The organism is Micromonospora sp. ABR4_055 (assembly GCF_056160425.1).
Genome location: NZ_JBSWXD010000028.1, coordinates 1 through 24,327, shown reverse-complemented (window position 1 = coordinate 24,327; position 24,327 = coordinate 1). Strand labels below are relative to the sequence as shown.

Genomic DNA, 24,327 nt, shown 5'->3' with positions numbered 1-24,327 from the left:
AGGCCTGAAGATGGCTTTCTGGGTCAATCCCGGGCAATCGGCTCATTGTGCAACGGATCCGCGGTCACCCGGTCTGCCCGGCGACCAGTTCCGGTGCGATCTGCGTTCCGGCACGACCTGCGCTCCGGCACGGACCCCGCCACAGCCGCTGGGGCCGACGTCAGCGACAACGAAACCTGGTTCTCGCAGGTCCGGCCGGGCTTGCGCGGGGTCACCGGAAGCGACGATGATCGGCGGACCAGATCCGGCCCGGCAAGTGACGGGCGGGTTCGACAGCCCACGTCCTGATTTGAGATCATCGATTCTCGTGGAGACCGCTCAAGACCGCCCGTCCGCCCCCCGGCCCCCGCTGTGGCGGTTCCTGCGGCACGAATGGACCTTGGCCGTGCTCGGCGGACTGCTCCTCGCGGTGGTGCTGACCTGGCCCACCCTGCGACATCCCGCCAGCACCATCCCCGGCGACATCGCCGACCCCACCCTGCAGGCCTGGCAGGTGGCCTGGGGCGGGCACGCGCTGTCGACCGACCCGACCGGGCTCTGGCACTCCAACACGTTCTTCCCCGAGCGTTACACCTACGCGTACAGCGACACACTCCTCGGCTACGCACCGGCCGGGATGATCGGCTCCGGCTTCGAAGCCGCGCTGATCCGCTACAACATCCTGTACGTGCTGCTGTACGCGTTGGCGTTCATCGGCGCGTACGCCCTGATCCGACAGCTCGGCGCGGGCCGGATGGGCGCGGCGGTGGCCGGGGTCGCGTGGGCCTTCGCCCCCTGGCGGCTGGCCCACTCCGGGCACATGAACATCCTCTCCACTGGTGGGATCGCGCTGTGTCTGGCGATGCTCGCCCGTGGCCACGGCTGGTCGTTGCGGCACGGCTACCGCCCCGAACGGCGCAGACCGGGCTGGGCCCTCGCCGGCTGGCTGGTGGCCGCCTGGCAGATCAGCCTCGGCTTCGGCATCGGACTGCCACTGGTCTACTTCCTGCTCGCCGCCGGGATCGTCGCCGCCGGCGGCTACGGGATCTCCTGGTGGCGACACCGCCGCCGCCCACCGTTCGGCCGGCGGCTACTCGTCGCCGACGCCGTCGGCGGGGTGATCTTCGGCGCGGTCACCCTCGCGATCGCGGCGGCCTACTTCCGCGTCGTCGAGCTCAACCCGCAGGCGGAGCGGAGCCTGGCCTGGACCGAGATGTTCTCCCCGCCGGTGGTCGGCCTGATCACCGCACCCGCCGAGTCCTGGCTGTGGGGAGAACGGCACGCCGGCACCCGGGAGCAGATCTTCTGGCCGCCGGAGATGACGCTGCTGCCCGGGGTGACGCTGATCGCCCTGGCCGCCGCCGGCCTGATCGTCTCGTCGTTGCGGATCCGGCACCGGGTGGCGCTCGCCGCCGGAGTCATCGGCACAGCGCTGCTCGCCCTCGGCGCCACGCTCGGCGGCGACGGCGACCCCGGCTACCTGACGCTGTCCAAGCACCTGCCGGGCTGGGACGCGCTGCGTACCCCGGGACGGATGATGATCTGGACCAGCCTGCTCCTCGCAGTGCTGGCCGCCGGAACCCTCACGGCCGCAGCCGCCGCGCTGCGCCGGGCCACCACCGGATGGTCGCAGTGGTCCCGGCGGGCCGCCGGTGCCGTCCTGGCGATCCCCCTGGCGCTGGTGGTGGTCGAGGGGATGAACCGGACCGCTCACCCGCAGGTGCCCACCCCACCGGCTGCCTGGGACCAGCTCACCGGGCCGGTACTGGTGCTGCCCAGCGACGCCGGCGCGTTCGAGTTGAACGTAATGCTGTGGACCACCGAGGGAGATTTCCCGCAGGTTGCCAACGGCCTGGCCGGTTTCGTCCCGGCCAGCCAGGAGCAGACCCGGGCGGTCACCGCGTTCTTTCCCGACCCGGCGAGCGTCGGATACCTGCGCGACCTGGGGGTGCGTACGGTGCTGGTGATGCCGGACCGGCTGGTCGGGACGCCGTGGGACGGTGTCGCCCAACGTCCGGTCGACGGGCTGGGCATCGCCCGTGAGGAGATCGACGGTGTCCTCGTCTACCGGCTCGACTGAGCGTCCCGGGCCGGCCGGACCACAGGCCGAACCACCCGCGCCGGGCGGTCGGCCGCTGCGGCTGTCGGTCGTGGTGCCCTGCTTCAACGAGGACGCCTCGCTGACCCGGCTGCACACGGCGGTGACCGCCGCGGTGACCGCGCTCGACGACGTCGAGGTCGAGTACGTCTACGTCGACGACGGCAGCACCGACGGCACCTTGGCCGAGTTGCGCCGGCTGGCGGCAGCCGACCCGGCCGTCCGATATCTCGCGCTGAGCCGCAACTTCGGCAAGGAGTCGGCGATGCTCGCCGGGTTGGACCGGGCCAGCGGGGACGCCGTCATCGTGATGGACGCCGACCTGCAACACCCTCCACGCCTGCTGCCCGATATGGTCGCCCTGTACCGGCAGGGGTACGACCAGGTCATCGCGTGCCGCGACCGACGGGGTGACCGGTTCGTCCGTACCGTCGCGTCGCGGACGTTCTACCGGTTGATGAACCGCTGGGTGGACGTGCAACTGCTCGACGGTGCGGGCGACTTCCGGCTGCTGTCCCGCCGGGCGGTCGACGCGCTTCGGGCCATGCCCGAGTACAACAGGTTCTCCAAGGGCCTCTACTCGTGGATCGGGTTCAACACCGTGGTGTTCGCGTACCCGAACGAGGCCCGCGCCGGTGGTGGCAGCCGCTGGAGTTTCCGGTCCCTGTTGAACTACGCGTTCGACGGGCTGCTGTCGTTCAACGACCGGCCGCTGCGGTCGGCGATCTACGCCGGTATGGGGCTCACGTTCATCGCCGTGGCGTATGCGGCCTGGGTGGTCGCGGCCGCGCTGATCCGGGGGATCGACGCCCCCGGCTACACCACGATCATCGTCAGCGTCATCGGTCTCGGCGGTATCCAGATGATGATCCTCGGCGTGATCGGCGAGTACATCGGCCGGATCTACTACGAGACGAAGCGCCGACCCCGTTACCTGGTCATGGAGTCCGACGGGGCCGGTGGTACGCCGCAGGTGCCGACTCCCCGGCGGGAGACGACCATCCCCGGCCCGGCGGCCGACGCGGAATGATCCGGCGGGCGGGGTCGTTGTGCATGGTCGCGCCACGCACTCCGGCCCGCAGCCGCCGGGCGGCAGTCAGGCTCCGGGCCCGGCCGGGCAGCCCCGGTCGGTGGACCAGGTCGGGAATCGTCGGCGGGCCGGCGTGGTTGTACATGGTCACGGCGCGCAGCGGCGCACCCGCACCCCCCCTTTCGGGGCGTGCCGGAGCCGCCCACGAGCCGACGTCGCACGTCTGAGATCCCGTACCACCCGGATGACCGTTTACCGCGCACCCGCCCGTGACGGGTGCGCCCCCTCGGCAGACGGAAGGTGGACCCCCATGACCACGATCATCACCCGCACCCTGCGTACCAGCCTGCGCACCACCGCCCTCGGCATCGCCGGGCTCACCCTCGCCGGCGGCGCGGTCGCCGCCCCCGCCCTGGCCGCCGACCACGCCCCCACCGCCCTGGCCGCACCCGTGTCCGCCGCCGCCAGCGGCGTGGACGCCGGCAAGCTCACCCCGCACGGCGTGCAGGGCGAACAGTCCCGCATCAGCCTGTCCGGCGAGCAGACCGACAACGTCAAGGGCATCATCGCCGCCACGAAGAAGGCCGGCATGCACGAGCGGGCCGCCGTGGTCGCCATCGCCACCGCCCTGCAGGAGTCAAAGCTGGAGAACCTCGGCCACCTCGGTGACCGCAACGACCACGACTCGCAGGGCCTGTTCCAGCAGCGCCCGTCGTCGGGCTGGGGCACCGTCGAGCAGATCACCGACGTGGAGTACTCCACCACCGCGTTCCTCACCGGGCTCAAGGCCGTCGACGGCTGGCAGGACATGCCGCTGACCCAGGCCGCGCAGACCGTGCAGGTGTCGGCGTACCCGGACCACTACGCCCAGTGGGAGACCCAGGCCGCCGAACTCGTCGCCCAGCACTGGAACAGCTGACCCGAAACACCCCAAGCTCAGCGCGAAGGGCCGGACCCCGCACCCGGGGTCCGGCCCTCGCGCTGCGTCGGGTCCCGAGCCGTTGGAAAACCGACCGGGATCAGTCGGACAGTGACCGGCGGGCGGCGGCGACGACCTCGGGGTCGGCGCAACCGGCCGCGTAGCCGGCGATGCGGCGGCGGATGTCGCGGCCCAGCAGCCACACCCCGATCCGGTCGGCGACCGGGCGCAGCGGTGCCGGCCGGCAGCGGAAGCTGTACCGCCAGGTCGCCACCGTACGACCGGACCCGCATACCGGGGCGAACCGCCAGCCGCCGGCGAACATCTCGAAGAACCACGGACCACGCACCATCTTCATGCCGACGTTGGTCGGCGGCGCGTACGAGACGTACTCGCTGATCATCGTCAGACCGTGCCGGGACCGGGTGAAGGCGAGATCTGGTGGTACGGGGACGGTGACCGCTGCTTCCACCACAGGCATCGGCCCATCATCCGCCACCGGCGGTCAGGTGCGGCGCGGGCGCTCGGCCCGAACGGGTGTTCTTCCGGCTATGTCCGGCCCGGTACGGGCTCGGTGCCTGCCAGCACAGGGGGCCAGTCCAAGAGGCGGCGAACTCCTCGGCTCCGCTGCCGTCGAGGCGGACCTGCGCCGACCGGTAGGTGTCCGGCCGGTCGCCGCCGACGGTCCGAATCCGGCGGGTGGCCAGGCGGTGGGCCACCAGGTCGGCGACGACCCGCTCGATGCGTTGTACGCCGTCGGCGCCTCCTCGAACAGCAGCTGACGATCACCGCACACCACCGAGTTGACCGGGGTACGGCGCAGCTCCGCCACGGTGTGCTTGACCCGACCACGGCGCAGGGCGTCAGCGCGGGACATTCTGCGGCCGGCTCCGTGCGCCACCGAGTAGTTGGCGTCCGGGCCGGCGTGCGCGGCGACCAGGTAGGAGGCGGTGCCACGGGTGCCGGCGACCAGGACGTCCCGGCCGTCGCCGGGAGCCGCCCCTTTATGGTGCAGGTACCTGCCGTCACGGATCTCCCCCAGGTTGTGGCACCGGTCGACGATCGGTTCGGCCGGGCCGGCACCGTGCACGTCGGTGTGGGTACGCAGGATCCGTTCGCCGAGACCACGGGAACCGCTGTGCACGATCAGCACGAGGTCGCCGTCAGCCACACCGAGCCGGCCGGCGTGCATGACGTCGCCGTCGGCGACCTCTCAGGCCGGATCGCCGTCACCGACGCGTAGTGGGCGGTCCAGGTCGGGGAAGCGCGGGCCAGGTTCACGGCGACGGCCCGTCTCAGCGTGATCGGGAAGACCGCGATGCGCACCAACTGGCCTGGGTGCCGGAAATGCATACAGTAGACAAAACGCAACCAGTCCGTACCGGGCAACGCGATTTGCTCGAAGCTCGCTGCAGGGGACCGGCGGTACGAGCGGTCAGAACAGGGTCAGCGGCTGTGCCGGGATCGGTTCGGGTAGCCGGTCGAGCTGCGGCAGCGTGGCCCGTACCTCGTCGTGGAAGCGGCGGGCCAGGGCCGGCGCGTCGGCGTTGTCCGGGGTGTGGATGAACACCGTCGGCGAGCAGCCCTGCCGCAGCCAGGCCACCGATGCCTCGACCCAGCGTCGCCAGCCGGCGACGGTCTGCTCGACGTCGTCGCGGCCGAGGTAGCGCACGATCGGCCGGTCGGTCAGTGCCCGGGTGCGCAGCGGGGCGCGGGGCTTCTTGACCCAGGCGTCGCGTTCGGCGTCGCTGGTCGGCCCGGCGGCGAAGAACGTCGTGGTGTCGAACGGCACCCACTCGGCGTCAACGTCGCTCAGCACCCCTTCGAGCAGCCGGGTCGCGGCCGGGTCGGTGAAGAACGCCGGGTGGCGGACTTCGACCGCGTACCGGTGGTCGCGGGGGAGCCGGCGCAGGAAGCGGGCCAGGACGGGCACGTCGTCAGGGCCGAACGACGCCGGCAGTTGGGCCCAGATCGCATGGGTACGCGGCCCGAGCGGGGCGATCGCGTCGAGGAAGGCGTGCAACGGTGCGTGGGCTTCGGTGAGCCGGTGGTCGTGGGTGACGGTCTTCGGCAGTTTGAGTACGAAGCGGAAGTCTGGGGCGGTCTGTGCTGCCCAGGTGGCCACGGTCTCCCGGGTCGGGGTGGCGTAGAAGGTGGTGTTGCCTTCGACGGCGGTGCACCAGGTGGCGTAGTGGCGCAGCCGCTCGGCCGGCGGCAGCGGGTGCGCGATCAGCCGTCCCTGCCAGGACCTGTGTGTCCACATCGCGCAGCCAACGTACAGCTGGGGCCTTGTCGGCGAGGGGGAGGCGGCGTCGATGCTCGGCACGGCCACAACGATAGGGCCATCCGGTTGGAGCGCTGGACTTAACGCCGTGTTCATCGACTCGTCTTGATCAATGTAATCGAGGAGCTTAGATTCCCGGTATCGACCTGCCCACCGTATCCCCAAGCCGGAGCGCCCGACCCGGCCGCGGCGGGCAGCGACACCAGGAGCCCACATGGCCCGCCCCACCGTCAACGTCCGCCGCACCGTCAGCGCCGTCGTCGCAGCCACGGTCGCCGCCGCCGTCGCCCTCACCGTGACCGCCGTCCCCGCACAGGCCACCCCGCCCAACATCCCGTCCTACAGCACGGCGCTCAGCCGGCTGAACTCGCTGACCGTGGCCGCCGAGTCGCACCAGTCGAGCTACAACCGGTCGCTGTTCCCGCACTGGATCACCATCACCGGCAGCTGCAACACCCGGGAGCAGGTGCTCAAGCGCGACGGCAGCAACGTCGTGGTCAACAGCAGCTGCGCCGCGACCTCCGGGTCCTGGTACAGCCCGTTCGACGGAGCCACCTGGACGCAGGCGTCGGACGTAGACATCGACCACATGGTGCCGCTCGCCGAGGCGTGGCGTTCCGGTGCCTGGGCCTGGTCCACCGCCCGGCGTCAGACGTACGCCAACGACCTCGGCGGGCCGGAGCTCTGGGCGGTCACCGACAACGTCAACCAGTCCAAGGGCGACAAGGACCCGGCCGACTGGCAGCCGCCACTCGCGGCGTTCCGCTGCACCTACGCCCGGGCCTGGATCCAGGTGAAGTGGTACTACGACCTGACAGTGGACAGCGCGGAGAAGTCCGCCCTGTCCGGCATGCTGGCCACCTGCTGACCCTGCGGCGTACTGGCCACCTTGCTGACCTGACCGCCCTGTCGGGCAGCCCGGCTAGCCTGCCTCGCATGAGTCTTGCGGTCACGGTCGGGATCACCACGGCACTGTCCGGCATCGACGACGAGGGGGCGGCGCACAACCGCGCCGCCCTCGACCAGTTGAGCGCCGCGCTGGCCGCCGAGGGCGTCGGCTGGCAGGAGCAGTATGCGGCGGCGGTCCCGTCGACCCGGCCGCACCTGCGCAGCCTGCCGACCAACTGGCTGCACCAGCTGCGCCGGGTGCTGGCCCTGGTGGACGTGGACCGGCCGGTCACCCCGGTCACCGACGTGAGCGGGCTCGCCGCCGACCGGGAGCTGGTCGACGACCAGGCGTCGATGCTGGAGTCGCACCTGCTGTGCCACTCCGACACCGCCGGCTACTACGTGCCGGCCGATCTCGGCGACCCGGTGTTCCTGCCGGGCGAGGCAGGGGTGGCCGGCGGCGGCATCGTCGGGTCGAGTTCGGCTCTGCTCGCCGAGCTACGGCGCTGTGCCCCGGCGCTCGGCGTCCGGCTGGACCCGGCCGGGAACCTGCCGGACACGGAGGCGGCCCGGCTGTTCGCGGTGCCCGACGGCACCGCCTTCTCCGCCGAGACACAGGCGTGGCTCACCCTGCACGAGGCGGGTCGGGCGAGCATCACCTGCGGCCGGGCCATCGTGTTCCACTGACCCTGACCCTGACCCCTGGCCGCGCCTGCTGACCGTGACCGTGCCCCTGGTCGACCGGCCTCCGGCCGGGCGGCGCATCGCCCCCCGGCCGGCCGGTGTGCTCAGCGCAGCACGTGGGAAAGCTGTTCGATGGCGAAGTCCACGTCGGAAGCATCGGCGACCAGCGGTGGGGCCAGCCGGATCGTCGCACCGTGGGTGTCCTTGGCCAGTACGCCCCGTTCGGCGAGCCGTTCGCAGGCCTGCCGACCGGTCGTCCGCCGTGGGTCCAGGTCCAGCCCGGCCCACAGCCCGCGACCTCGGACGGCGAGCAGCCGTCCCTCGTCGCGCAGCGCGTCGAGCCCGGCGTGCAGTCGGGTACCCAGCTCCGCCGAGCGCCGCTGGTACTCGCCGGTGGCCAGCAGCCGCACCACCTCGGTGGCGACCGCGCAGGCGAGAGCGTTGCCGCCGAACGTCGAGCCGTGCTCGCCGGGGCGCAGCACGCCGAGCACCGGCCGGTCGGCGACCACCGCCGATACCGGCACGATGCCGCCGCCGAGCGCCTTGCCGAGGATGTACATGTCCGGCACCACGCCCTCGTGGTCGCAGGCGAACGTCGCCCCGGTGCGGCCCAGGCCGGACTGGATCTCGTCGGCGAGCAGCAGCACGTCGGTGCGGGTGCACAGGTCCCGTACCCCGGTCAGGTAGCCGTCCGGCGGCACCACCACGCCCTGCTCGCCCTGGATCGGTTCCAGCAGCACCGCGACGCAGGTCTCGTCGATCGCGTCGGCCAGCGCGGCGAGGTCGCCGTACGGCACGATCCGGAACCCCGGGGTGTACGGCCCGAAGCCGTCGCGGGCCTCGGCGTCGGTGGAGAAGCTGACGATCGTCGTGGTCCGGCCGTGGAAGTTGCCGTCGGTCACGACGATGGTGGCCTGCCCGTCCGGTACGCCCTTGACCTGGTAGCCCCATTTGCGGGCGACCTTGATCGCGGTCTCCACCGCCTCGGCGCCGGTGTTCATCGGCAGCACCATGTCCTTGCCGCACAGCTCGGCCAGCTCCCGGCAGAAGTCGGCGAACCGGTCGTGGCTGAACGCCCGACTGGTCAGGGTGAGCCGGTCCAGCTGGGCGTGCGCGGCGGCGGTCAACGTCGGATGCCGGTGGCCGAAGTTCAGCGCCGAGTAGCCGGCCAGGCAGTCGAGGTAGCGCCGGCCGTCGACGTCGGTGACCCAGGCACCGGCGGCCTCGCTGATCACCACCGGCAGCGGGTGGTAGTTGTGCGCGGTCCAGCGTTCGGCGTCGCGTACCGCCCCCGGCGTCCGCAGCATCCCGTCGACGATCATCGGCTCGACCCCCTCAGCTCCAGGGTGCAGCATTTCGGGCCGCCGCCAGCCTTGCGCAGCTCGGACAGGTCGACCCCGATCGGGTGGTAGCCGCGTTCGCGCAGCGCCGCCGCCAGCCCGTCGGCCTGCACCGGCAGCACCACGTGCCGGCCGTCGCTGACCGCGTTGAGGCCGAACGCGGCGGCGTCGGCCAGGCTGGCAGTGACGGCGTCCGGGAACAGCCGGCGCAGCACCGCCTGACTGCCGGGCGAGAACGCCTCCGGCAGGTACGCGATGGTCCGCTCGTCGATCACGGCGAGTGCCGTGTCCAGGTGGTAGAAGCACGGGTCGACCAGTTGCAGGGTGACCACCGGGCGGCCGAACACCTCCTGGGCGTGGGCGTGCGCAGCGTGCGAGGTGCGGAATCCGGTGCCGGCCAGCAGGTAGTCGCCGACCACCAGGAGGTCGCCTTCGCCTTCGTTGACGTGTTTGGCCTCGTGCACCGGGAAGCCGGCCTGCTCCAGCCAGTCGCGGTAGGCGGGTGCCTCGTCGGCCCGCTGCGGCTCGCGGAACTGCACGGCCAGGGCCCGGCTGTCGATGACGGTGGCGCCGTTGGCGGCGAAGACCATGTCGGGCAGGCCGGGCAGCGGCTCGATCTCATCGACGGTGTGGCCCAGTTCCAGGTAGGTCCGGCGCAGCTGGTCCCACTGCGCGATCGCCAGCTCCCGGTCGACGGGGCGGGCCGGGTCCATCCACGGGTTGATCGCGTATTCCACGGCGAAGTACGTCGGCCGGCACATCAGGTACTGCCGGCGGGTGGCGTGCATCGTCATGCGGCTGGCTCCTGTGGGTCGAAGGCGCGCCCCGGCGGTGGCCGTGGGCTGGCGCTTGTTCTCCACGCTAAGGGCTAGCACCCGCAGGAACCATCGCCAGGAGTTGCTTCTAGCAGCGATTCGTTGCGTCATCGATGACTGCGGCATGCGCTTTGTTGCGTACGCACGCTTTCGGGGGGCGACCACGCTGTCGCCCCCCGAAGATGCGGTACCCGGTGAACCACCGGTTCGGTCGGCCCTCGTGCGGTGAACCACCGCTGCCGGGCCCTGCGGGGCGGTGAACCACCGTCCCGGGTCACGATTGCCCGTCAGAAGATTCCGGCAAACTGTGAATCAAGCCACTGCCGTACCTGCTGCACCATGTCGGTCTCGGTGGTCAGCCAGCTCAGCGCGCCGGTCAGCGCAAGGCTGCCGACGATCATCGTCCCGAGGGCGAGGACGATGCCCGTCAGCGCCTCGGTCCGGCCGGCGATGTGCCGGCGGGCCGTCGCCGAGATCCCGCCGAGGCCGGTGGCGAGGGCGATCACCCCGATCGCGATCCCGTACGGTGCCAGCGGCCCGGACAGCACGAACAACGCGCCGGCGACCCCGGTGATCAAACTGACCGTGGCCAGCAGGCTGGCCCGGGGCCGTGGGCCGGCCGGTGCCGGCGGGGGAGCCGGCCGGGGGTCGCCGCCCTCCCGGGTGGGTGGCTCGGGGCGCGGTCCGGGCGGCGACGGCCGGGTTGCCGGATCGGTGAACCCGGCCCGCGTGTTGTCGGCCCGCGTCGCGTCGGCCCGTGCGGTGTCGTGCCGCTGCGTCTCGGCGCGGTCGGCGGCCCGCTCGGCGTCGTCGGCCGTGCCGGTCGCGGTCGCGGTGGAACCGCCGGTCGGTGGTGGGTCGTCCGCCGGCCTCGTCGGCTCCGTGCGCCGGGACAGCGAGGGAATCCTGACCATGACAGACCTCCTTATCGGTACGCCGGACCGCACCGCGGCTGGGCGGGTCTCCGACGGTTGCCGGCTTGCAGTACCCGGATGTCCGGTCCGCCACACCAGTCACGGTCAAGCAGGTGGCGATACCCTCGGGCGGTCAGGTTCCGATCATGGGCGGGTGTAGCGGTGACGGTGAGGCCAGCAGGACCGGAAGCGGATCATGGAACGCGCGGTCCCGACGATCCGCCGGAGCTCACGGACTACTTCCGTCAGCTGCTGTGGCAACGGCACATCGTCGGTCTCTGCCGGGCCGGGGCGGCGGCGACCCGCATCGGTGAGGCCGCCGCCGCGCGGACCGGCCGTAACCTCACCCAGTTCCTGGTGCTGGGCATGCTCGACGCCACCGGTCCCCGTTCCCAGCAGGAGCTCAGCGACGGGTTACGGACCGACCGGACCACGATGGTCGGCACGGTCGACGCGTTGGAACGCGCCGGTCTGGTCACCCGGCAGCGCAATCCGACCAACCGGCGGGCGTACATCGTCACCATCAGCCCGGCCGGTCGGGCGGCCCTCGCGACGATCTCGGCCGACGCGGCGACCCTCGAGGCCCGGTTCTTCGAGCGGCTCACCGCCGACGAGCGGGACCAGTTGGTCGGCCTGATCGGCAAGCTACTGATCGGTGCCGACTAGGCTCTGCTGTCATGCCCGAGGGCCACACCATCCACCGGCTGGCCGCCCACCACCACGCCGTACTCGGCGGAGCGCAGGTCGTCGCGACCAGCCCGCAGGGTCGGTTCACCGCCGGCGCCGCCCAACTCACCGGCGCCACCCTCGCCGCCACCGAGGCGTACGGCAAGCATCTGCTGCACCACTACCGGGGCGGTCCGGGAGGCGGCATCCTGCACGTGCATCTGGGCCTCTACGGCACCGTCGCCGACGGGCCGGGACAGCCGCCCGCACCGGTCGGGCAGATCCGGCTGCGGCTGGTCGGCGGGCCGGCAGTGGCAGCCGACGGACCGTCCGCCGACGGACCGTCCGCGACAGCCGGCGTAACCGACCGCCGACACTGGCTGGACCTGCGCGGACCGGCCGCCTGCGAACTGCTCACCGAGGCCGAGGCCGACGCCCTGCGGGACCGGCTCGGCGCCGACCCGCTGCGCGACGACGCCGACCCGGACACCGCCGGCGGACGGATCCGGCGCAGCGTCAGGCCGCTCGGCGCGTTGCTGCTCGACCAGACGATCGTCGCCGGGGTCGGCCTGGTCTACGCCACCGAGGTGCTGTTCCGGGCCGGGATCGCGCCGACCACGCCTGGCCGGCGGCTGACCGCCGACCAGTGGCAGCGGATCTGGGCCGACCTGGTCACCCTGATGCGGATCGGGGTGCGTCGGGGCCGGATCGACACCGTCCGCGACGAGCACCTGCCGGAGGCGATGGGCCGGGCGCCGCGCAACGACCGGCACGGTGGGGAGGTGTACGTCTACCGGCGTGCCGGCCAACCCTGCCTGTGCTGCGGCACCACCGTGGCCGCCGGAGCGCTGGCCGCCCGCAACACCTACTGGTGTCCGACCTGCCAACCGGGCTGACCAGCCGTCGTCACCACCATTTGCGCTTCGGTGGACGCACCACGACCGAGCCGAAGATCACGTTGCAGACCACCTGGATGACCGGGGCACCGGGCCGGGGCGGTGCGGTCAGCTTCGACTTCTTGTCGCCGAACACCGCCGTGCCGGTCATCCGGACGTCGACCCCCTCCGGCACGTACACCGTGACCGAGCCGAAGATGGCGGTCGCCTCGATCGTGGTCACCTGATGCTGGATCTGGGCGTCCTGCAACTCGATCTTGCAGTCGCCGAAGACCGCCCGTGCCTCCACCCGGTCCGGCACCAGCCAGTGTCCCTTGCGCACCTCGTCGCCGAAGATCGCCACCATCCGCTCCACCGGGGCGGGCAGCGTCGCGCCGCTGCCCGGCACCGCCGGATACGCCGGACCGCGCGCCGCCAGCGCACCCGGCCCGGCGGCGACCGGCAGCCCACCAGACGGCTCGATGGGCAGGTCGGCGGTGAGCCGGGCCAGCTCACCCCGGGTCTTGGCCTGATGCGCCTCAGTGGCCCGGTCGGCGTACTCGTCGAGGGTCAGGCGGCCTTCCGCGGTCGCCTGGCCGAGCAACTCCACCACCTGCTCCCGCTCGGTGTCCGAGACGCGCAGGTGATCGTCGCTGGAATGGGTCGCCGGGTCCACCCACCAAGCCTAACGGCCACGCCCAACGGCAACCGCTACCCGTCCGGCCCGGCCGGGCGCCCGCTCACGGGGTGTTGGCGACGGCGTCGTTGGCCCGTCGGGCGGCGACCAGCACCGGATCCCAGACCGGCGAGTACGGCGGGGCGTAGCCCAGGTCGAGGGCGGTCATCTCGGCCACCGACATCCGGTTCCACACCGCGACCGACAGGACGTCGATCCGCTTCGCAGCCTCCGACGTACCGACGATCTGCCCACCCAGCAGCTGCCCGGTGTGCTGCTCGGCGATCAGCTTGATGGTCATCGGGGCGGCACCGGGGAAGTAGCCGGCCCGGTTGCTCGACTCCACGGTGGCGCTGACGTAGGCGTACCCGGCTTTCGCCGCCTCACGTTCGAGCAGCCCGGTGCGGGCCACCTCCAGGTCACAGACCTTGGTGATCGCGGTGCCGATCACCCCGGGGAAGGTGGCGTACCTGCCACCGATGTTGATTCCGGCGACCCGGCCCTGCTTGTTGGCGTGGGTGCCCAGCGGGATGTGCACCGGCTGCCCGCTGACCCGGTGGAAGGTCTCGACGCAGTCGCCGGCCGCCCACACGTCGGGCACCCCGACCACCCGCATCTGCAGATCGGTACGGACGCCGCCGGTGACGCCGATCGGCAGGCCGGCCTGCTCGGCGAGCCCGGAGTTCGGCCGTACGCCCAGGCCCAGCACCACGACGTCGGCCGGCACCGCGCCTTCGTCGGTCAGCACCTCGCAGACCCGCCCGTCCCGCTCGTGCAGACCGGTGACCGATACGCCGGTACGCACGTCGATGCCGAGCCCGACCAGCGCCGAGCGGACCAGCGCCCCCATGTCTGGGTCGACAGTGGACATCGGCTGTGGGCTGCGCTCCACCAGCGTCACCGCCAGGCCACGCCGGATCAACGCCTCGGCCATTTCCACCCCGATGTACCCGCCGCCGACCACCACCGCCCGGCGCGGCACCGGTTCCTGGTCGAGCCAGTCCCGTAGCGCCGCGCCGTCGTCGAGGGTCTGCACCCCGAACACGCCGGAGGCGGCGTTGCCCGCCCACGGCGGCTGCGCCGGCGCCGCTCCGGTGGCGTACACCAGGGTGTCGAACGGCTCGCGGACCTCCCGCCCGCCGTCGCCGAACGACGTGGCCACCACCTCCCGCGCGGCCAGGTCGATCCGGGTGACCTCATGCCGGATACGCACGTCGATGTGGTGGTCGCGGCGGAACGTCTCCGGATCGCGGACGATCAGCTCCTGCGGGTCGTCGACCAGGCCGGAGATCCAGTACGGGATCCCGCAGGCCGAGTACGAGGTGAACCGGCCCCGCTCGAACGCGACGATGCTCAGCTCGTCGGGGCCCCGCAGCTGCCGGGCCTGGGACGCGGCCGACATGCCGGCCGCGTCACCGCCGATCACCACCATCCGTTGCGCCATCTCACATCTTCTCCAGTCGCGTCTGGTCGGACCAGGTCAGCGGTCCGGCGGGGGATCGGTGACCGGACCGGCGGGGGGAGCAGTCACGTGCGGCGGTGCCGGGATGATCGACCGGCTGCGGGTCTGCGCGGCCAGGTAATCCACCACCGCTGCCAGGTCGCCGGTGCCGGCGTGCACGGCCCGCTGCCGGGCCGCTCCGGTGCCCCGGGCCCGCAGCCGGCCCAGCAGCGAGTTCACCAGCGCGACGTCGCCGTGCCGGTCGAGCTCGGGGCGGACGGTGTCGACCAGCCGGCGCAGCAGGTGCCAGCCGGGACGCAACGCGGGTGCCCCGGTGCTCAGGTCCACGGCCTGCCCCTCCAGCCCGTCGTGCGCGGCCCGCCAGTGGGCGGCGACCAGCACATGATGTTCCACGTCGACAGGTGGCCGGTCCTGTGCCACCGCGGCGAGCGCTGTGCCGACCAGACCGCGGACCAGCGCGGCGAGCAGGATCGTGTCGTCCAGGCTCGGGCAGACGTCGCCGATGCGGACCTCGACGGTGGGGTAGTGCGCCGACAGTCGGGCGTACCAGTGGAGCATCCCTTCGTCCAGGATGAGACCGGCGGTGGTCAGGTCGTCGACCAGTGACCGGTAGTGCTCGTACGAGCGTAGTCGTGGGGCCGGTGCGACCGCCGGCCAACGCTGCCACATCACCGAGCGCCAACTGGCGTACCCGGTGTCGACGCCTTGGAAGAACGGTGAGTTGGCGGTCGCCGCCTGCAGCACCGGCAGCCACGGGCGGAGGTGGTTGAGCACCTGTACGCCGACCTGCTGGTCCGGGACCGCGACGTGCACGTGCAGCCCGTTGGTACCCGGGCCGGGCAGCAGCCTGCCGTACCGTTCGACGATCCGGTGGAAGCGTGGGTCGTCGACCACGTCGACCACGTCGGGCTGCGGTCCGGCGACCGGTGCGGTGCCGACGGCGAGCAGCCGGACACCGGCCCGCTCGGCGGCGTCGGCGACCCCGGCGCGCAGCGTCCCGAGGGTACGGCGCAGCGCCCGTAGGTCCAGGCCGGGTGGACTGCCGATCTCGATCTGGCTGGTCTGGAACTCCCGCTGCACCTGCCCGCGCAGCTCCGGCGGGATCTCGGCGAGCACCGCCGCGACCGCCGGCGCGGCGGCGCCGGACCGACGGTCGACGAGCAGGAACTCCTCCTCCACACCCACGGTCAGTGCCTCGGGCCGGTGCCGGGCCGGCTCGGCGGCGACAGTACTGCTGGTCATCGGGCCATCCTGCGCCTTCGGGTGACCCGGCGGTACGGCTTTGCGGTGCCGCCGGAAGCGCCGGTCGGCTCAGCGTTCGCGGCGGGGTGGCCGGGGCAGCGGCAGGTCGTGCCGACCGGCGATCAACTCCTGGACCCGGATCTTGGCCAGGATGATCGGTTGCCGGTAGCGGCGCTCGCGGTCGGCGGACCTGGCTCGCCGCCACTCGGCCCAGCGGCTCTCGCCGCGGTAGAACCAGCGTGCCCAGGGCGCGTGCGGCCGGGCCAGCCGCAGCGCGCCTACGATCAGCAGGACCGGGAGGAACAATCCCAGCAGCCCGGTCCAGATCTTACCCTTGAGCAGGGTGACCGCCGCCAGCACCAGGTTGATCACGATGAGCGCGGCGCCGGCGAACTGTGCCGGGTCGGTCTCGCCGGTGAGGAACTCGTTGGCACCCAGTGGCCGCAGGCCGAGCAGCAGCAGCCCGGAGACGGCGATCGCGACGAAGACCGCGTCGATCGAGGTGCGGCCGCGCTCCGACCAGTAGACGTCGCTCAGATGCAGCAGCAGGGCGAACTCGTCGAGCACCAGCGCGGCGCCGACGCCGAACAGCGCGGCCGCCACCGCTCGCCACAAGGTCGTCTCCACCGGGATCGCCAGCCCGGCGACCCCGGCGACCAGCATGAAGACCACCCCGAAGACGACGTGATGGATGTGCAGGTCGCCGCGGGTAACGTTGCCGGGCCACCAGCGCACCTGTGCCCGGATCATCCGGACCGAGAAGCGGATGAACGCGAAGCCGAGGACGACGCCGACGAAGAAGCAGAACAGCGGCAGCCGCCCGGTCGAGACGATGGTCTGCTCGAACCAGCCGTTCACCGGGCTCCTCCATGCGACACGCGCACACTGTCTCCTTATCCACTGCTATGCAGGGATTTAACTGACTTTACGAGCTGCCCGGCCTGGTCGGACGGGTGTCTCCAAGGGTGCCGGTGATCCGCACGCCGCCCCCGCCGGGGGCGGCCGCACGGGTTCAGAGCCAGTCTCCACGCCGGCTGTGGCATCGACATCGGTTGACAAGTCCAGTCTGGAGACGTATAGACCCTGAGAGCGCTCTCCCATGTGATTCGAGCGATCCCAACCGTCCCCATCAGTTCTGATGCTCCCTAGAACGTAGATCGGCAACCTCCCGGGGAGAACGCTCTCAGCCGGTCGACGGCATCTGCCCTGACCCGGATCCAGATCGGCGACGTGACCGGGGCCGCCGCCTCCGGCTACCGGAATGCGGGCCAGTGCTCCGGCCTTCAGGCCGGGGGTGAAGGCTCGCGCTGGGGGGGGGCAGCCAGGCCCGAGCAGTGCCTTAACCGGGACGGTTCTGCTGCTCGATGTACTGCTTGATGACGCTCAAGGGCGCGCCGCCGACAGACCCGGCGAAGTACGAGCCGGACCAGAGTTTGTTGGCCCGGTAGTAGTGGCGCGCCAGGTCGGGGAACTCCTGCCGGAGGCGGCGCGAGGAGACCCCTTTGAGGCTGTTGACCAGCCTGGCCACGGCGACCTTGGGCGGGAAGTTGACCAGCAGGTGGACGTGGTCATTCTCGCCGTTGAACTCGACCAGTTCGGCCTCGAAGTCGGCGCACACGTCTCGCATGATCGCCTCCATCCGGGTCAGGTGCCGGTCGGCGAACACGTTGTGCCGGAACTTCGTCACGAAAACCAAGTGGACATGCATCGCGAAAGTGCAGTGCCTGCCGGTGCGGATGCCTTGAAGTTCGACCATAAACCAACATGATACATATGATGGCCGTGCAGCTCCGTTACAACTACCGGATCACCCCGGACGCCGCCCAGCGCACCGCGCTGGCGCAGGCACCGGATCGCTGATCGGGGACCTGCGGGCCAACGCCCGGCTGGTGCAGCGCACCCTGGCCGATCCGCGTCAGGGTGCGCTCTTCCGGGCGGTCATCGTCGCCGCGACCTGCGACCCCCGCGCCGCCGAGGCGCTGCACCGCTTCTACGCCGTCCGCATTGCCGAGTGGCCACCCTGCGTGGAGCAGGCCGTACGGCGGGCGGAACTGCCTCAGGGCACGGACGCCGTCGAGGTCATCCGCGCCGTCTCGGCGCCGCTGTACTACCGCCTGCTCGTCAGCGGAGACCCGGTCGACGAGGCCACGGCAGACCGGGCCGCCGAAGCGGCAGCCGCAGCCGCCCGCGTCGGCGTCGACGCGTCTACCAGCGGTCTCAATTAGAAACAGGTCGGCGCAACCGAGATCCACTGGGGGACGGTACATTCACTGGCAGTACCCGGTTCCCGGGTGAGGCGTTCCCGGACCAGGTCGTCACCCAGCAGCTGCGCGTTCAGTTCGAGGCGTTCCTCGACGAGCACCGCAGCGCACTCAACCGCTGTCTGGACGGGCTGACCGAGGAGCAGGCCCGCCGGTCGTTGGTCGCCTCCCGGACCACGTTGCTGGGTCTGGTAAAGCGCGAGACCTTCGTCGAAAGGGTCTGGTTCGACAAGGCCGTGACGTGCCGGTCGCGTACGGAGCTCGGGCTGCCCGCTACCGCTCGTCCGGGGCGAGTCGCACCCGGCGGAGCAGTTGCGCGTTGAGGGCGACCACGATGGTGGACGCGGACATCAGGATCGCCCCGACCGCCGGGCTCAACGTCAGCCCGGCCCAGGCCAGCACGCCGGCGGCGAGCGGAATGGCGATGACGTTGTAGCCGGCGGCCCAGCCCAGGTTCTGCAGCATCTTGCGGTAGGAGGCCTTCGACAGCCGGATCACCCCGGTGACCCCGCGCGGGTCGGACGAGGCGAGAACGACTCCGGCGGATTCGATCGCGACATCGGTGCCGGCCCCGATGGCGATGCCGACGTCGGCACGGGCCAGCGCCGGTGCGTCGTTGACGCCGTCGCCGACCATCGCCACGGTCAGCCCCCGGGCCTGCAGGTCCGCCACCGTCTCGTCCTTGTCGGCGGGCAGCACCTCGGCGAAGACCTCGTCCACGCCGGACCGGAAGCCGAGATCGGCGGCGACCGCCTCGGCGACCGGCCGGGCGTCACCGGTGATCATCATGATCTTGTCGATGCCCTGTCGGCGCAGTTCGGCGATCGCCTGCCGGGCCTCGGGCCGGACCTCGTCGGCCAGCCCGATAGCGCCGAGCACCTCGGCGCGGCCGCCGTCGAGCCGCAGCAGATGCAGTACGGCGGCACCACGCTGCGACCAAGCGTCGGTCGTGGTGGTCAGCTCCGGCGGGACTGAGGCGTCGAGTTCGCCCAGCAGCGCCGGGCCGCCGACGGCGTACTGAGTGCCATCCACGTTTGCCTGCACGCCCCGGCCGGTCAACGACCGGAAGTCGGTTGCGGCGCTCGTCGGACCCCGTTCGGTGGCGGCGGCCACGATGGCGCGGGCCAGTGGGTGCTCGCTGTCGGTTTCCACCGCTGCGGCCAGGCGCAGTACGTCGTCCTCGGTGTGCCCGGGAGCCGCCGCGACGCCGGTCACGGTGTGCGCGCCCGTGGTCAGGGTGCCGGTCTTGTCGAACAGCACCGCGTCGACGGTGCGCATCCGCTCCAAGGCCAGCCGGTTCTTGACCAGGATCCCGGCCTTGGCCGCCACGGCCGTCGACAACGCGATCACCAGGGGGATCGCCAGGCCGAGGGCGTGCGGGCAGGCGATCACCAGTACGGTGACCGTCCGTACCACGGAATCGTCGAGGCTGCCGAACGTCCACCAGGCGGCGAAGGTCAGCACGGCGGCGGCCATCGCGACGTAGAACAGCAGGGCGGCGAATCGGTCGGCAAGCATCTGGGCCCGGCCGCTGGAGGCCTGAGCCTGTGCGACGAGACGTTGGATGCCGGCCAGGGCGGTGTCCTCGCCGACGGCCTCGACCCGTACCCGGATCGCCGAGTCGGTCGCGACGGTGCCGGCCACCACCGGGTCTCCGACGCGTCGGGGTACCGGCCGGGACTCTCCGGTGATCATCGACTCGTCCAGCTCGGCTTCGCCGTCGGTGATCCGCCCGTCGGCGGGTACCCGGGCGCCGGAGCGCACCAGGACCAGGTCGCCGGCTCGCAGGTCGGCCACCATGACCGGCTGGACCTGCCCGTCGTCGGCGACCCGTTCCGCGTCGTCGGGCAGCAGCGCGGCCAACGCGGACAGCGCGCCCTGCGCCTGGCCGATCGCCTTCATCTCCTGCCAGTGGCCGAGCAGCATGATGGTCACCAGCGCCGCCAGCTCCCACCAGAAGTCCAGGTCGAAGGCGCCGACGCTGGTGGCCAGTGAGGCCAGGTAGGCGACGGTGATCGCCATCGAGATCAGCAGCATCATGCCGGGGGCACGGTCTCGGACCTCGTGTACGCCGCCGACCAGGAACGGCCAGCCGCCGTAGAAGAACACCACCGAGCCGAGCACCGGGCCGACCAGGGACATCCCGGGAAAACTCAGCGAGTAGCCGAACCAGTCCATCACCATATGACTGGTGAGCACGACCGGTACGGTCAGCGCGAGACTCAGCCAGAACCTGCGGCGGAACATCTCCGGATCGTGCCCCGCGTGCTTGTCGTGGCCACCGTGGCCGGTGTGCTCGTCGTTTCGGGTTCCGTCCGTTCCCACGCTGCCACAATACCCCCTAGGGGTATATCCGCAAGGGGTTCATGAACCTCGCGGCTCCGGGGAACCCAAAGGTGTCTCCGCAGGTCTGATGCCACAGGTGCATCAAGATGCACCTGTGGCATCGAGGCTGGACGGGTCTGTCGTCCCGTCGGGTCACGCCGAGTTGGTCGGCCGAGGGCTTATCGGCACCGCCGACGGCTCGTCGGCCGAACCGTCCCTGGCATCAGGGCGACGGTCGGCGGCCGGCCGCAGCCCGACGGCGGCGACGCCGGACCTGGCCGACCACCCAGTAGACGACCAGCCCGCCAAGGAGCACGAGGACCGCCACGTCGAACCAACGGCTGTACCGCTCGACCTGCTGCCACTGTGAACCGAGCGCGAACCCGGCACCGACGAACAGCGCGTTCCATGCCCCGCTGCCCAGCGTGGTGAAGGCGCTGAACCGGGTCAACGGCATCCGGTCGGCGCCGGCCGGCACCGAGACCAGGCTCCGCACGACCGGCACCATCCGGCCGAACAGCACCGCCCACCGACCGTACCGCTCGAACCAGCGGTCTGCCTTGTCCAGGTCTTCCAGATCGACCAGCGGCACCTTGTCCAACCAGCGTCGCAGTCGTGCCTCGCCGATCGCCGCACCCAGCCAGTAGAGCAGCAACGCGCCGGCCAGCGAGCCGATCGTCGCCCCGGCCCAGACCCCGACCAGATTCACCCGGTCCTGGCTGGCCAGGTAGCCGGCCATCGCCAGCACCACCTCGCTGGGGATCGGCGGGACGACGCTCTCCAACGCCACCAGCAGGCCGACCCCGATCTCGCCCAGCCGGGCGATGACGTCAGCCACCCAACCGGTCAGCCCACCGACCTGGTCAGGCGGGGTGTCGACGGTGACTGCCATGGTGCTCCCTGCGTCCGCGGTAAGCCCATCCGGTACCCGGCGGCCGACAGCGCTACACCTGCTCAACGACCGCTGGCGGCCGGCGACGTACCGAGCTCTCCCGGACCTGCAGCTTGGTGGGCAGGGTGACGGTGGTCGCGGCCCGGTCGGGGCTGGCGATCCGCTCGATGAGCAGCTGGGCGGCGGTCTCGCCCAACTGGTACGTCGGCTGGGTGACGGTGGTCAACGCGGGCCGAACCAGATGTGCCCACGGCAGGTCGTCGAAGCCGACCACACCCATCTCCGCCGGCACCGCGATGCCCTGGTCGACCAGGCACTCCACCGCACCGACGGTCATCAGGTTGTTTGCCGCGAACAGCGCGTCCGGTCGCGGTCGCAGCCGCAGCAGCTCCGTCATCGCCCGGTAGCCGCCGTCGGAGCGGAAATCGGCGTGGCGGACCAACTCCTCCTGGTACGGCTGTCCGGCATCGGCCAACGCCCGCTGGTAGCCGCCGAGCCGTCGGCAGGCGGTCCAGACGCCACGTCGGCCGGTGATGCAGGCGATCCGCCGGTAGCCCGAGTCGAGCAGGTGTGCGGTGGCCAGCCGGGCGCCGTGCTCGTTGTCCACCAGCACGGTGTCGATCCGGCTGCCGTGCAGCTGCCGGTCGACCACCACCACCGGCACCCGGGCGGCGATGAGCTGCCCCAGATCGGCGGCCGGCCCGGACGGGGCGATGATCACCCCGGCGACCTGTTCGGCGAGGACCGCGTTCAGGTAGCGGCTTTCCTTGACCGGATCCTCGTCGGTGTTGCACAGCACGACCGAGTAGCCGGCCTGCTGAGCGAGGTCCTCGACGCCGCGGACCAGGGCGGTGAAGAACGGGTTGCCGATGTCGCTGATCACCACCGCCCACAACGTGGTCCGGCTCCGGCGCAGATTACGGGCCACCGCGTTGGGCCGGTAGTCCAGCTCGTGCATCGCCCGCCGGACCCGGTCGGCCAGCGCGGGATCCACGTTGGTGTGGCCGTTGACGACCCGGGAGACGGTAGCTGGGGAGACCTTCGCTTTCCGCGCAACGTCGTAGATGGTCGCCATTGTTCATCGCCCTCTTCACTTGCTCCCGGCCCGAGGGTGCCGGTGACGGAACCCGGGACAATAATTACAGACCGGGCATGGAGCGCGATGGCCCAGCAGGTCGGACGCGCATGGCGGAGCGCATGCAGTCCGGCGCTGAGCTGCGATGCCGGCACCGTCCACTGTCGGGATACCGACATCAGCGACAGTTCCACAGCGGACGCCGGCCGGCAGGTGGCCGAGCCGGCCCGAGCGTCGGTGGCCGGCCTACGCCGGTGCGTCGGCCTCAGGACCGGCCGAGGCTCGGCTGCGGCGCAGCCAGAGAAGCCCGACGACCGGCAGCACCAGCGGAATGTAGCCGTACCCGCTGCCAAAGCCCGACCAGACCGTCTCGTCCGGGAACGCCGCCGGCACCGCGAAACTCACCGCGCCGATGCCGAGTACGCCGACCAGCTCCACCGTGCAGCAGCCGTATGCGATTCGGCGACCGACCGGGCCGTCGATGATCAGCCCGGCGGCCGCCACCAGGTACACCACCGCGGCGAAGGCGGAGAGCAGGTATGCCACCGGCGCCTCGCCGAACCGGGTGGCGATCTGTACGCCGGCCCGGGACGAGGCGGCGATCGCGAACAGAATGTAGACGCCGATCAGCACCCGGCCCGGCCCGCTGCGGGTCCGCGCCGTCCGCCCGGTCCGCGCCGTCCGGCCGGCCGTCGATGTCGGGTCAGCCACCGCCGACCGCCGTCCAGGTCTGCTGCAGCCGGACCACCAGCACCGGGATCACCAGGGCGAAGACACCGATGGTCAACGAACCCCACCGGGTCGGCTCCATCCGGCCCAGCACCCCCGCCATCGGCGGCAGGCTGAGCGTGGTGATCAGGTAGCCGGCGAAGACCGGTGGTTCACCGGGACGTTCCCCGCCGACCAGCGCCACCACGGCGGCCACGGTCAGTGCGAGCAGGGCGACCTCGACCACCGCCAGCCCGCCGTACTGGATCAGCCCCGGCGGCCGGTCCAACGCTGCGCAGAGCAGTGCCCAGCCGGCGACGGCCAGCGCGCCGACGATGACCACGGTGGCGATCGGCCCGTTCACCGCCGCACCGCCGTCTCAGCTGCCACAGTCACGCCGAACACCCTACTCACCAGCTACGCGACCCGCCGAGGTGCGCCCCCGCAGGTCGCCGAGGACCGGTGACCGGTGCTCCGATCCGCAGTGTCCGGACGGTGGCTCTCGGTATCAGCCGGAGTCTATAGTCAGTCCGGGACGGTCCGATCCACCCTGGGGAGGGTGTGGTGGTTGGCGTCGGCATCTGGGGCCTCCTGATCGCCAGCTGTCTCGTCCTGCTCGCCCTGCTAGCTCTGGCCGCGTTGGCTGCCCGTACGGCAGAGCACCCGACCGACCGGCGGGCGCTGCGGGCCGAGGCCGACGAGCTCGCCGCCGAGGCGCAGACCATCGCCGCCGCGGCCGACACCGCCCGGACCACCGCCGAGCAGCTGCGCGACCGGGCGGCCGCCGCGGAGCTGGCCCGCGACGACGCCTGGCAGCGGCAGGAAACCGCCGGCCAGGCCTATCAGCAGGCGTTGTTCGCCGACCAGGAGGACCGGCCGGCGGCCGTCGTCACCGGTGCGGCGCTGCCCGCCGAGCACGGGCGCGACGTCAGCCGGGCCGCGCTCACCGCGTACCGCCGGGGCGACATCTCGGTGCAGCAGCTGCGTGCGGTGTGGCGGCGGGCCGGCGGTGGGGCGCCGGAACCGAAAACGGGGGACCGGGCCGAACACACCTCCCCCCCCCCCCCCCCCCCCCACCCCCTCTCTTTGGAGCGAATAGGAGTCTACCCCCCCAAATAACTGGCGGTGTTGTGTGGGCGGGGAGATGGGTAGAGGAGACAGGCCCACACCGGGGTGCCCGCCGCGCGCGTCGCG

The 24,327-nt window shown here is 71.6% G+C and carries 26 protein-coding genes and 1 pseudogene; 11 read left to right on the top strand and 16 right to left on the bottom strand.

Translation table 11 applies throughout. The features are described from left to right. Positions 1-226 precede the first annotated feature (226 nt). From ACXAHD_RS09745 to ACXAHD_RS09735, 3 genes are all read left to right on the top strand, one after another. Positions 227-2,059 (top strand): hypothetical protein, encoded by a 1,833-nt coding sequence (locus ACXAHD_RS09745; protein WP_475049868.1) that lies wholly within the window; start codon positions 227-229, stop codon positions 2,057-2,059. A gap of 55 nt (positions 2,060-2,114) precedes the next feature. Beyond that, on the top strand, positions 2,115-3,107 hold the full coding sequence (locus ACXAHD_RS09740; protein WP_348650118.1) for a glycosyltransferase family 2 protein: 993 nt from the start codon (positions 2,115-2,117) through the stop codon (positions 3,105-3,107). A 334-nt stretch (positions 3,108-3,441) separates the two neighbouring features. Continuing rightward, positions 3,442-4,026 carry a hypothetical protein gene (locus ACXAHD_RS09735; RefSeq protein ID WP_475049891.1) on the top strand — a complete coding sequence of 195 codons (585 nt, stop codon included), beginning with the start codon at positions 3,442-3,444 and terminating at the stop codon, positions 4,024-4,026. A gap of 100 nt (positions 4,027-4,126) precedes the next feature. On the opposite strand, the gene ACXAHD_RS09730 is transcribed toward ACXAHD_RS09735, so the two are convergent. From ACXAHD_RS09730 to ACXAHD_RS09720, 3 genes and pseudogenes are all read right to left on the bottom strand, one after another. After that, complete coding sequence (locus tag ACXAHD_RS09730) at positions 4,127-4,507, bottom strand: SRPBCC family protein (RefSeq protein ID WP_281567410.1); 381 nt, start codon at positions 4,505-4,507, stop codon at positions 4,127-4,129. 199 nt (positions 4,508-4,706) lie between these two features. After that, positions 4,707-5,346 (bottom strand): annotated as a pseudogene (locus ACXAHD_RS09725) (RtcB family protein); the annotation flags it as partial. 115 nt (positions 5,347-5,461) lie between these two features. Further along, complete coding sequence (locus tag ACXAHD_RS09720) at positions 5,462-6,289, bottom strand: DUF72 domain-containing protein (RefSeq protein ID WP_281553551.1); 828 nt, start codon at positions 6,287-6,289, stop codon at positions 5,462-5,464. Positions 6,290-6,524: 235 nt separating this feature from the next. Between ACXAHD_RS09720 and ACXAHD_RS09715 the strand changes: the two genes are divergently transcribed. Both ACXAHD_RS09715 and ACXAHD_RS09710 read left to right on the top strand, forming a co-directional pair. Beyond that, positions 6,525-7,178 carry an HNH endonuclease family protein gene (locus ACXAHD_RS09715; RefSeq protein WP_281553552.1) on the top strand — a complete coding sequence of 218 codons (654 nt, stop codon included), beginning with the start codon at positions 6,525-6,527 and terminating at the stop codon, positions 7,176-7,178. A 68-nt stretch (positions 7,179-7,246) separates the two neighbouring features. Continuing rightward, entirely contained in the window at positions 7,247-7,885 is a 639-nt protein-coding gene (locus tag ACXAHD_RS09710; protein ID WP_281553553.1) for a hypothetical protein, read from the top strand. Positions 7,886-7,986: 101 nt separating this feature from the next. Here the strand turns inward: ACXAHD_RS09710 and rocD are convergent, their stop codons facing one another. From rocD to ACXAHD_RS09695, 3 genes are all read right to left on the bottom strand, one after another. Next, positions 7,987-9,204 (bottom strand): ornithine--oxo-acid transaminase, encoded by a 1,218-nt coding sequence (rocD, locus tag ACXAHD_RS09705; protein WP_475049864.1) that lies wholly within the window; start codon positions 9,202-9,204, stop codon positions 7,987-7,989. Continuing rightward, positions 9,201-10,010 (bottom strand): dimethylargininase, encoded by an 810-nt coding sequence (gene ddaH / locus ACXAHD_RS09700; RefSeq protein WP_281555460.1) that lies wholly within the window; start codon positions 10,008-10,010, stop codon positions 9,201-9,203. Before ddaH ends, rocD begins: the two co-directional genes overlap by 4 nt. A gap of 314 nt (positions 10,011-10,324) precedes the next feature. Next, positions 10,325-10,951 carry a hypothetical protein gene (locus tag ACXAHD_RS09695; protein WP_281553554.1) on the bottom strand — a complete coding sequence of 209 codons (627 nt, stop codon included), beginning with the start codon at positions 10,949-10,951 and terminating at the stop codon, positions 10,325-10,327. Positions 10,952-11,113: 162 nt separating this feature from the next. Here ACXAHD_RS09695 and ACXAHD_RS09690 point away from each other — a divergent pair, with 162 nt between their 5' ends. Continuing rightward, complete coding sequence (locus tag ACXAHD_RS09690; RefSeq protein WP_281553555.1) at positions 11,114-11,617, top strand: MarR family winged helix-turn-helix transcriptional regulator; 504 nt, start codon at positions 11,114-11,116, stop codon at positions 11,615-11,617. Positions 11,618-11,628: 11 nt separating this feature from the next. Continuing rightward, positions 11,629-12,513 carry an Fpg/Nei family DNA glycosylase gene (locus ACXAHD_RS09685; protein ID WP_281553556.1) on the top strand — a complete coding sequence of 295 codons (885 nt, stop codon included), beginning with the start codon at positions 11,629-11,631 and terminating at the stop codon, positions 12,511-12,513. A gap of 10 nt (positions 12,514-12,523) precedes the next feature. On the opposite strand, the gene ACXAHD_RS09680 is transcribed toward ACXAHD_RS09685, so the two are convergent. The 5 genes from ACXAHD_RS09680 to tnpA all read right to left on the bottom strand — a co-directional run bounded on the left by ACXAHD_RS09680 (position 12,524) and on the right by tnpA (position 17,628). Continuing rightward, positions 12,524-13,168: a DUF1707 SHOCT-like domain-containing protein gene (locus ACXAHD_RS09680; protein ID WP_281553557.1), complete on the bottom strand. Its 645-nt coding sequence runs from the start codon at positions 13,166-13,168 to the stop codon at positions 12,524-12,526. A 64-nt stretch (positions 13,169-13,232) separates the two neighbouring features. Then, the gene (locus tag ACXAHD_RS09675; protein WP_281553558.1) at positions 13,233-14,612 is read right to left on the bottom strand and encodes an FAD-dependent oxidoreductase; all 1,380 of its coding nucleotides are present in this window, start codon (positions 14,610-14,612) and stop codon (positions 13,233-13,235) included. A 36-nt stretch (positions 14,613-14,648) separates the two neighbouring features. Then, positions 14,649-15,872 carry a carboxylate-amine ligase gene (locus ACXAHD_RS09670; protein ID WP_281553559.1) on the bottom strand — a complete coding sequence of 408 codons (1,224 nt, stop codon included), beginning with the start codon at positions 15,870-15,872 and terminating at the stop codon, positions 14,649-14,651. A gap of 69 nt (positions 15,873-15,941) precedes the next feature. Further along, complete coding sequence (locus ACXAHD_RS09665) at positions 15,942-16,730, bottom strand: hypothetical protein (protein WP_281553560.1); 789 nt, start codon at positions 16,728-16,730, stop codon at positions 15,942-15,944. A 481-nt stretch (positions 16,731-17,211) separates the two neighbouring features. Beyond that, positions 17,212-17,628 carry an IS200/IS605 family transposase gene (gene tnpA, locus ACXAHD_RS09660; RefSeq protein ID WP_281553561.1) on the bottom strand — a complete coding sequence of 139 codons (417 nt, stop codon included), beginning with the start codon at positions 17,626-17,628 and terminating at the stop codon, positions 17,212-17,214. Between the two features lie 8 nt (positions 17,629-17,636). Here tnpA and ACXAHD_RS09655 point away from each other — a divergent pair, with 8 nt between their 5' ends. The 3 genes from ACXAHD_RS09655 to ACXAHD_RS09645 are packed head-to-tail and all read left to right on the top strand — an operon-like array spanning position 17,637 to position 18,456. Next, on the top strand, positions 17,637-17,732 hold the full coding sequence (locus ACXAHD_RS09655; protein WP_281553562.1) for a helix-turn-helix domain-containing protein: 96 nt from the start codon (positions 17,637-17,639) through the stop codon (positions 17,730-17,732). Positions 17,733-17,761: 29 nt separating this feature from the next. Further along, positions 17,762-18,097, top strand: a complete 336-nt coding sequence (locus ACXAHD_RS09650; RefSeq protein ID WP_281553563.1) for a TetR-like C-terminal domain-containing protein — start codon at positions 17,762-17,764, stop codon at positions 18,095-18,097. 26 nt (positions 18,098-18,123) lie between these two features. Beyond that, a complete protein-coding gene (locus tag ACXAHD_RS09645; RefSeq protein WP_281567482.1) occupies positions 18,124-18,456 on the top strand; it encodes a mycothiol transferase in 333 nt (110 codons plus the stop codon). Here the strand turns inward: ACXAHD_RS09645 and ACXAHD_RS09640 are convergent. The 5 genes from ACXAHD_RS09640 to ACXAHD_RS09620 form a co-directional block, all read right to left on the bottom strand. After that, positions 18,407-20,458 carry a heavy metal translocating P-type ATPase gene (locus ACXAHD_RS09640; RefSeq protein WP_281553564.1) on the bottom strand — a complete coding sequence of 684 codons (2,052 nt, stop codon included), beginning with the start codon at positions 20,456-20,458 and terminating at the stop codon, positions 18,407-18,409. The genes ACXAHD_RS09645 and ACXAHD_RS09640 overlap by 50 nt on opposite strands. 223 nt (positions 20,459-20,681) lie before the next feature. Next, on the bottom strand, positions 20,682-21,350 hold the full coding sequence (locus ACXAHD_RS09635) for a DedA family protein (protein ID WP_281553565.1): 669 nt from the start codon (positions 21,348-21,350) through the stop codon (positions 20,682-20,684). A 52-nt stretch (positions 21,351-21,402) separates the two neighbouring features. Continuing rightward, a complete protein-coding gene (locus ACXAHD_RS09630; protein WP_281553566.1) occupies positions 21,403-22,425 on the bottom strand; it encodes a LacI family DNA-binding transcriptional regulator in 1,023 nt (340 codons plus the stop codon). 246 nt (positions 22,426-22,671) lie between these two features. Further along, a complete protein-coding gene (locus ACXAHD_RS09625; protein ID WP_348650107.1) occupies positions 22,672-23,136 on the bottom strand; it encodes a hypothetical protein in 465 nt (154 codons plus the stop codon). Next, positions 23,129-23,497 (bottom strand): hypothetical protein, encoded by a 369-nt coding sequence (locus ACXAHD_RS09620; RefSeq protein ID WP_281553567.1) that lies wholly within the window; start codon positions 23,495-23,497, stop codon positions 23,129-23,131. The genes ACXAHD_RS09625 and ACXAHD_RS09620 overlap by 8 nt, the downstream gene beginning before the upstream one ends. A gap of 200 nt (positions 23,498-23,697) precedes the next feature. On the opposite strand from ACXAHD_RS09620, the gene ACXAHD_RS09615 reads away from it, so the two are divergent. Further along, the gene (locus ACXAHD_RS09615; protein ID WP_475049854.1) at positions 23,698-24,252 is read left to right on the top strand and encodes a hypothetical protein; all 555 of its coding nucleotides are present in this window, start codon (positions 23,698-23,700) and stop codon (positions 24,250-24,252) included. Positions 24,253-24,327: the final 75 nt, after the last annotated feature.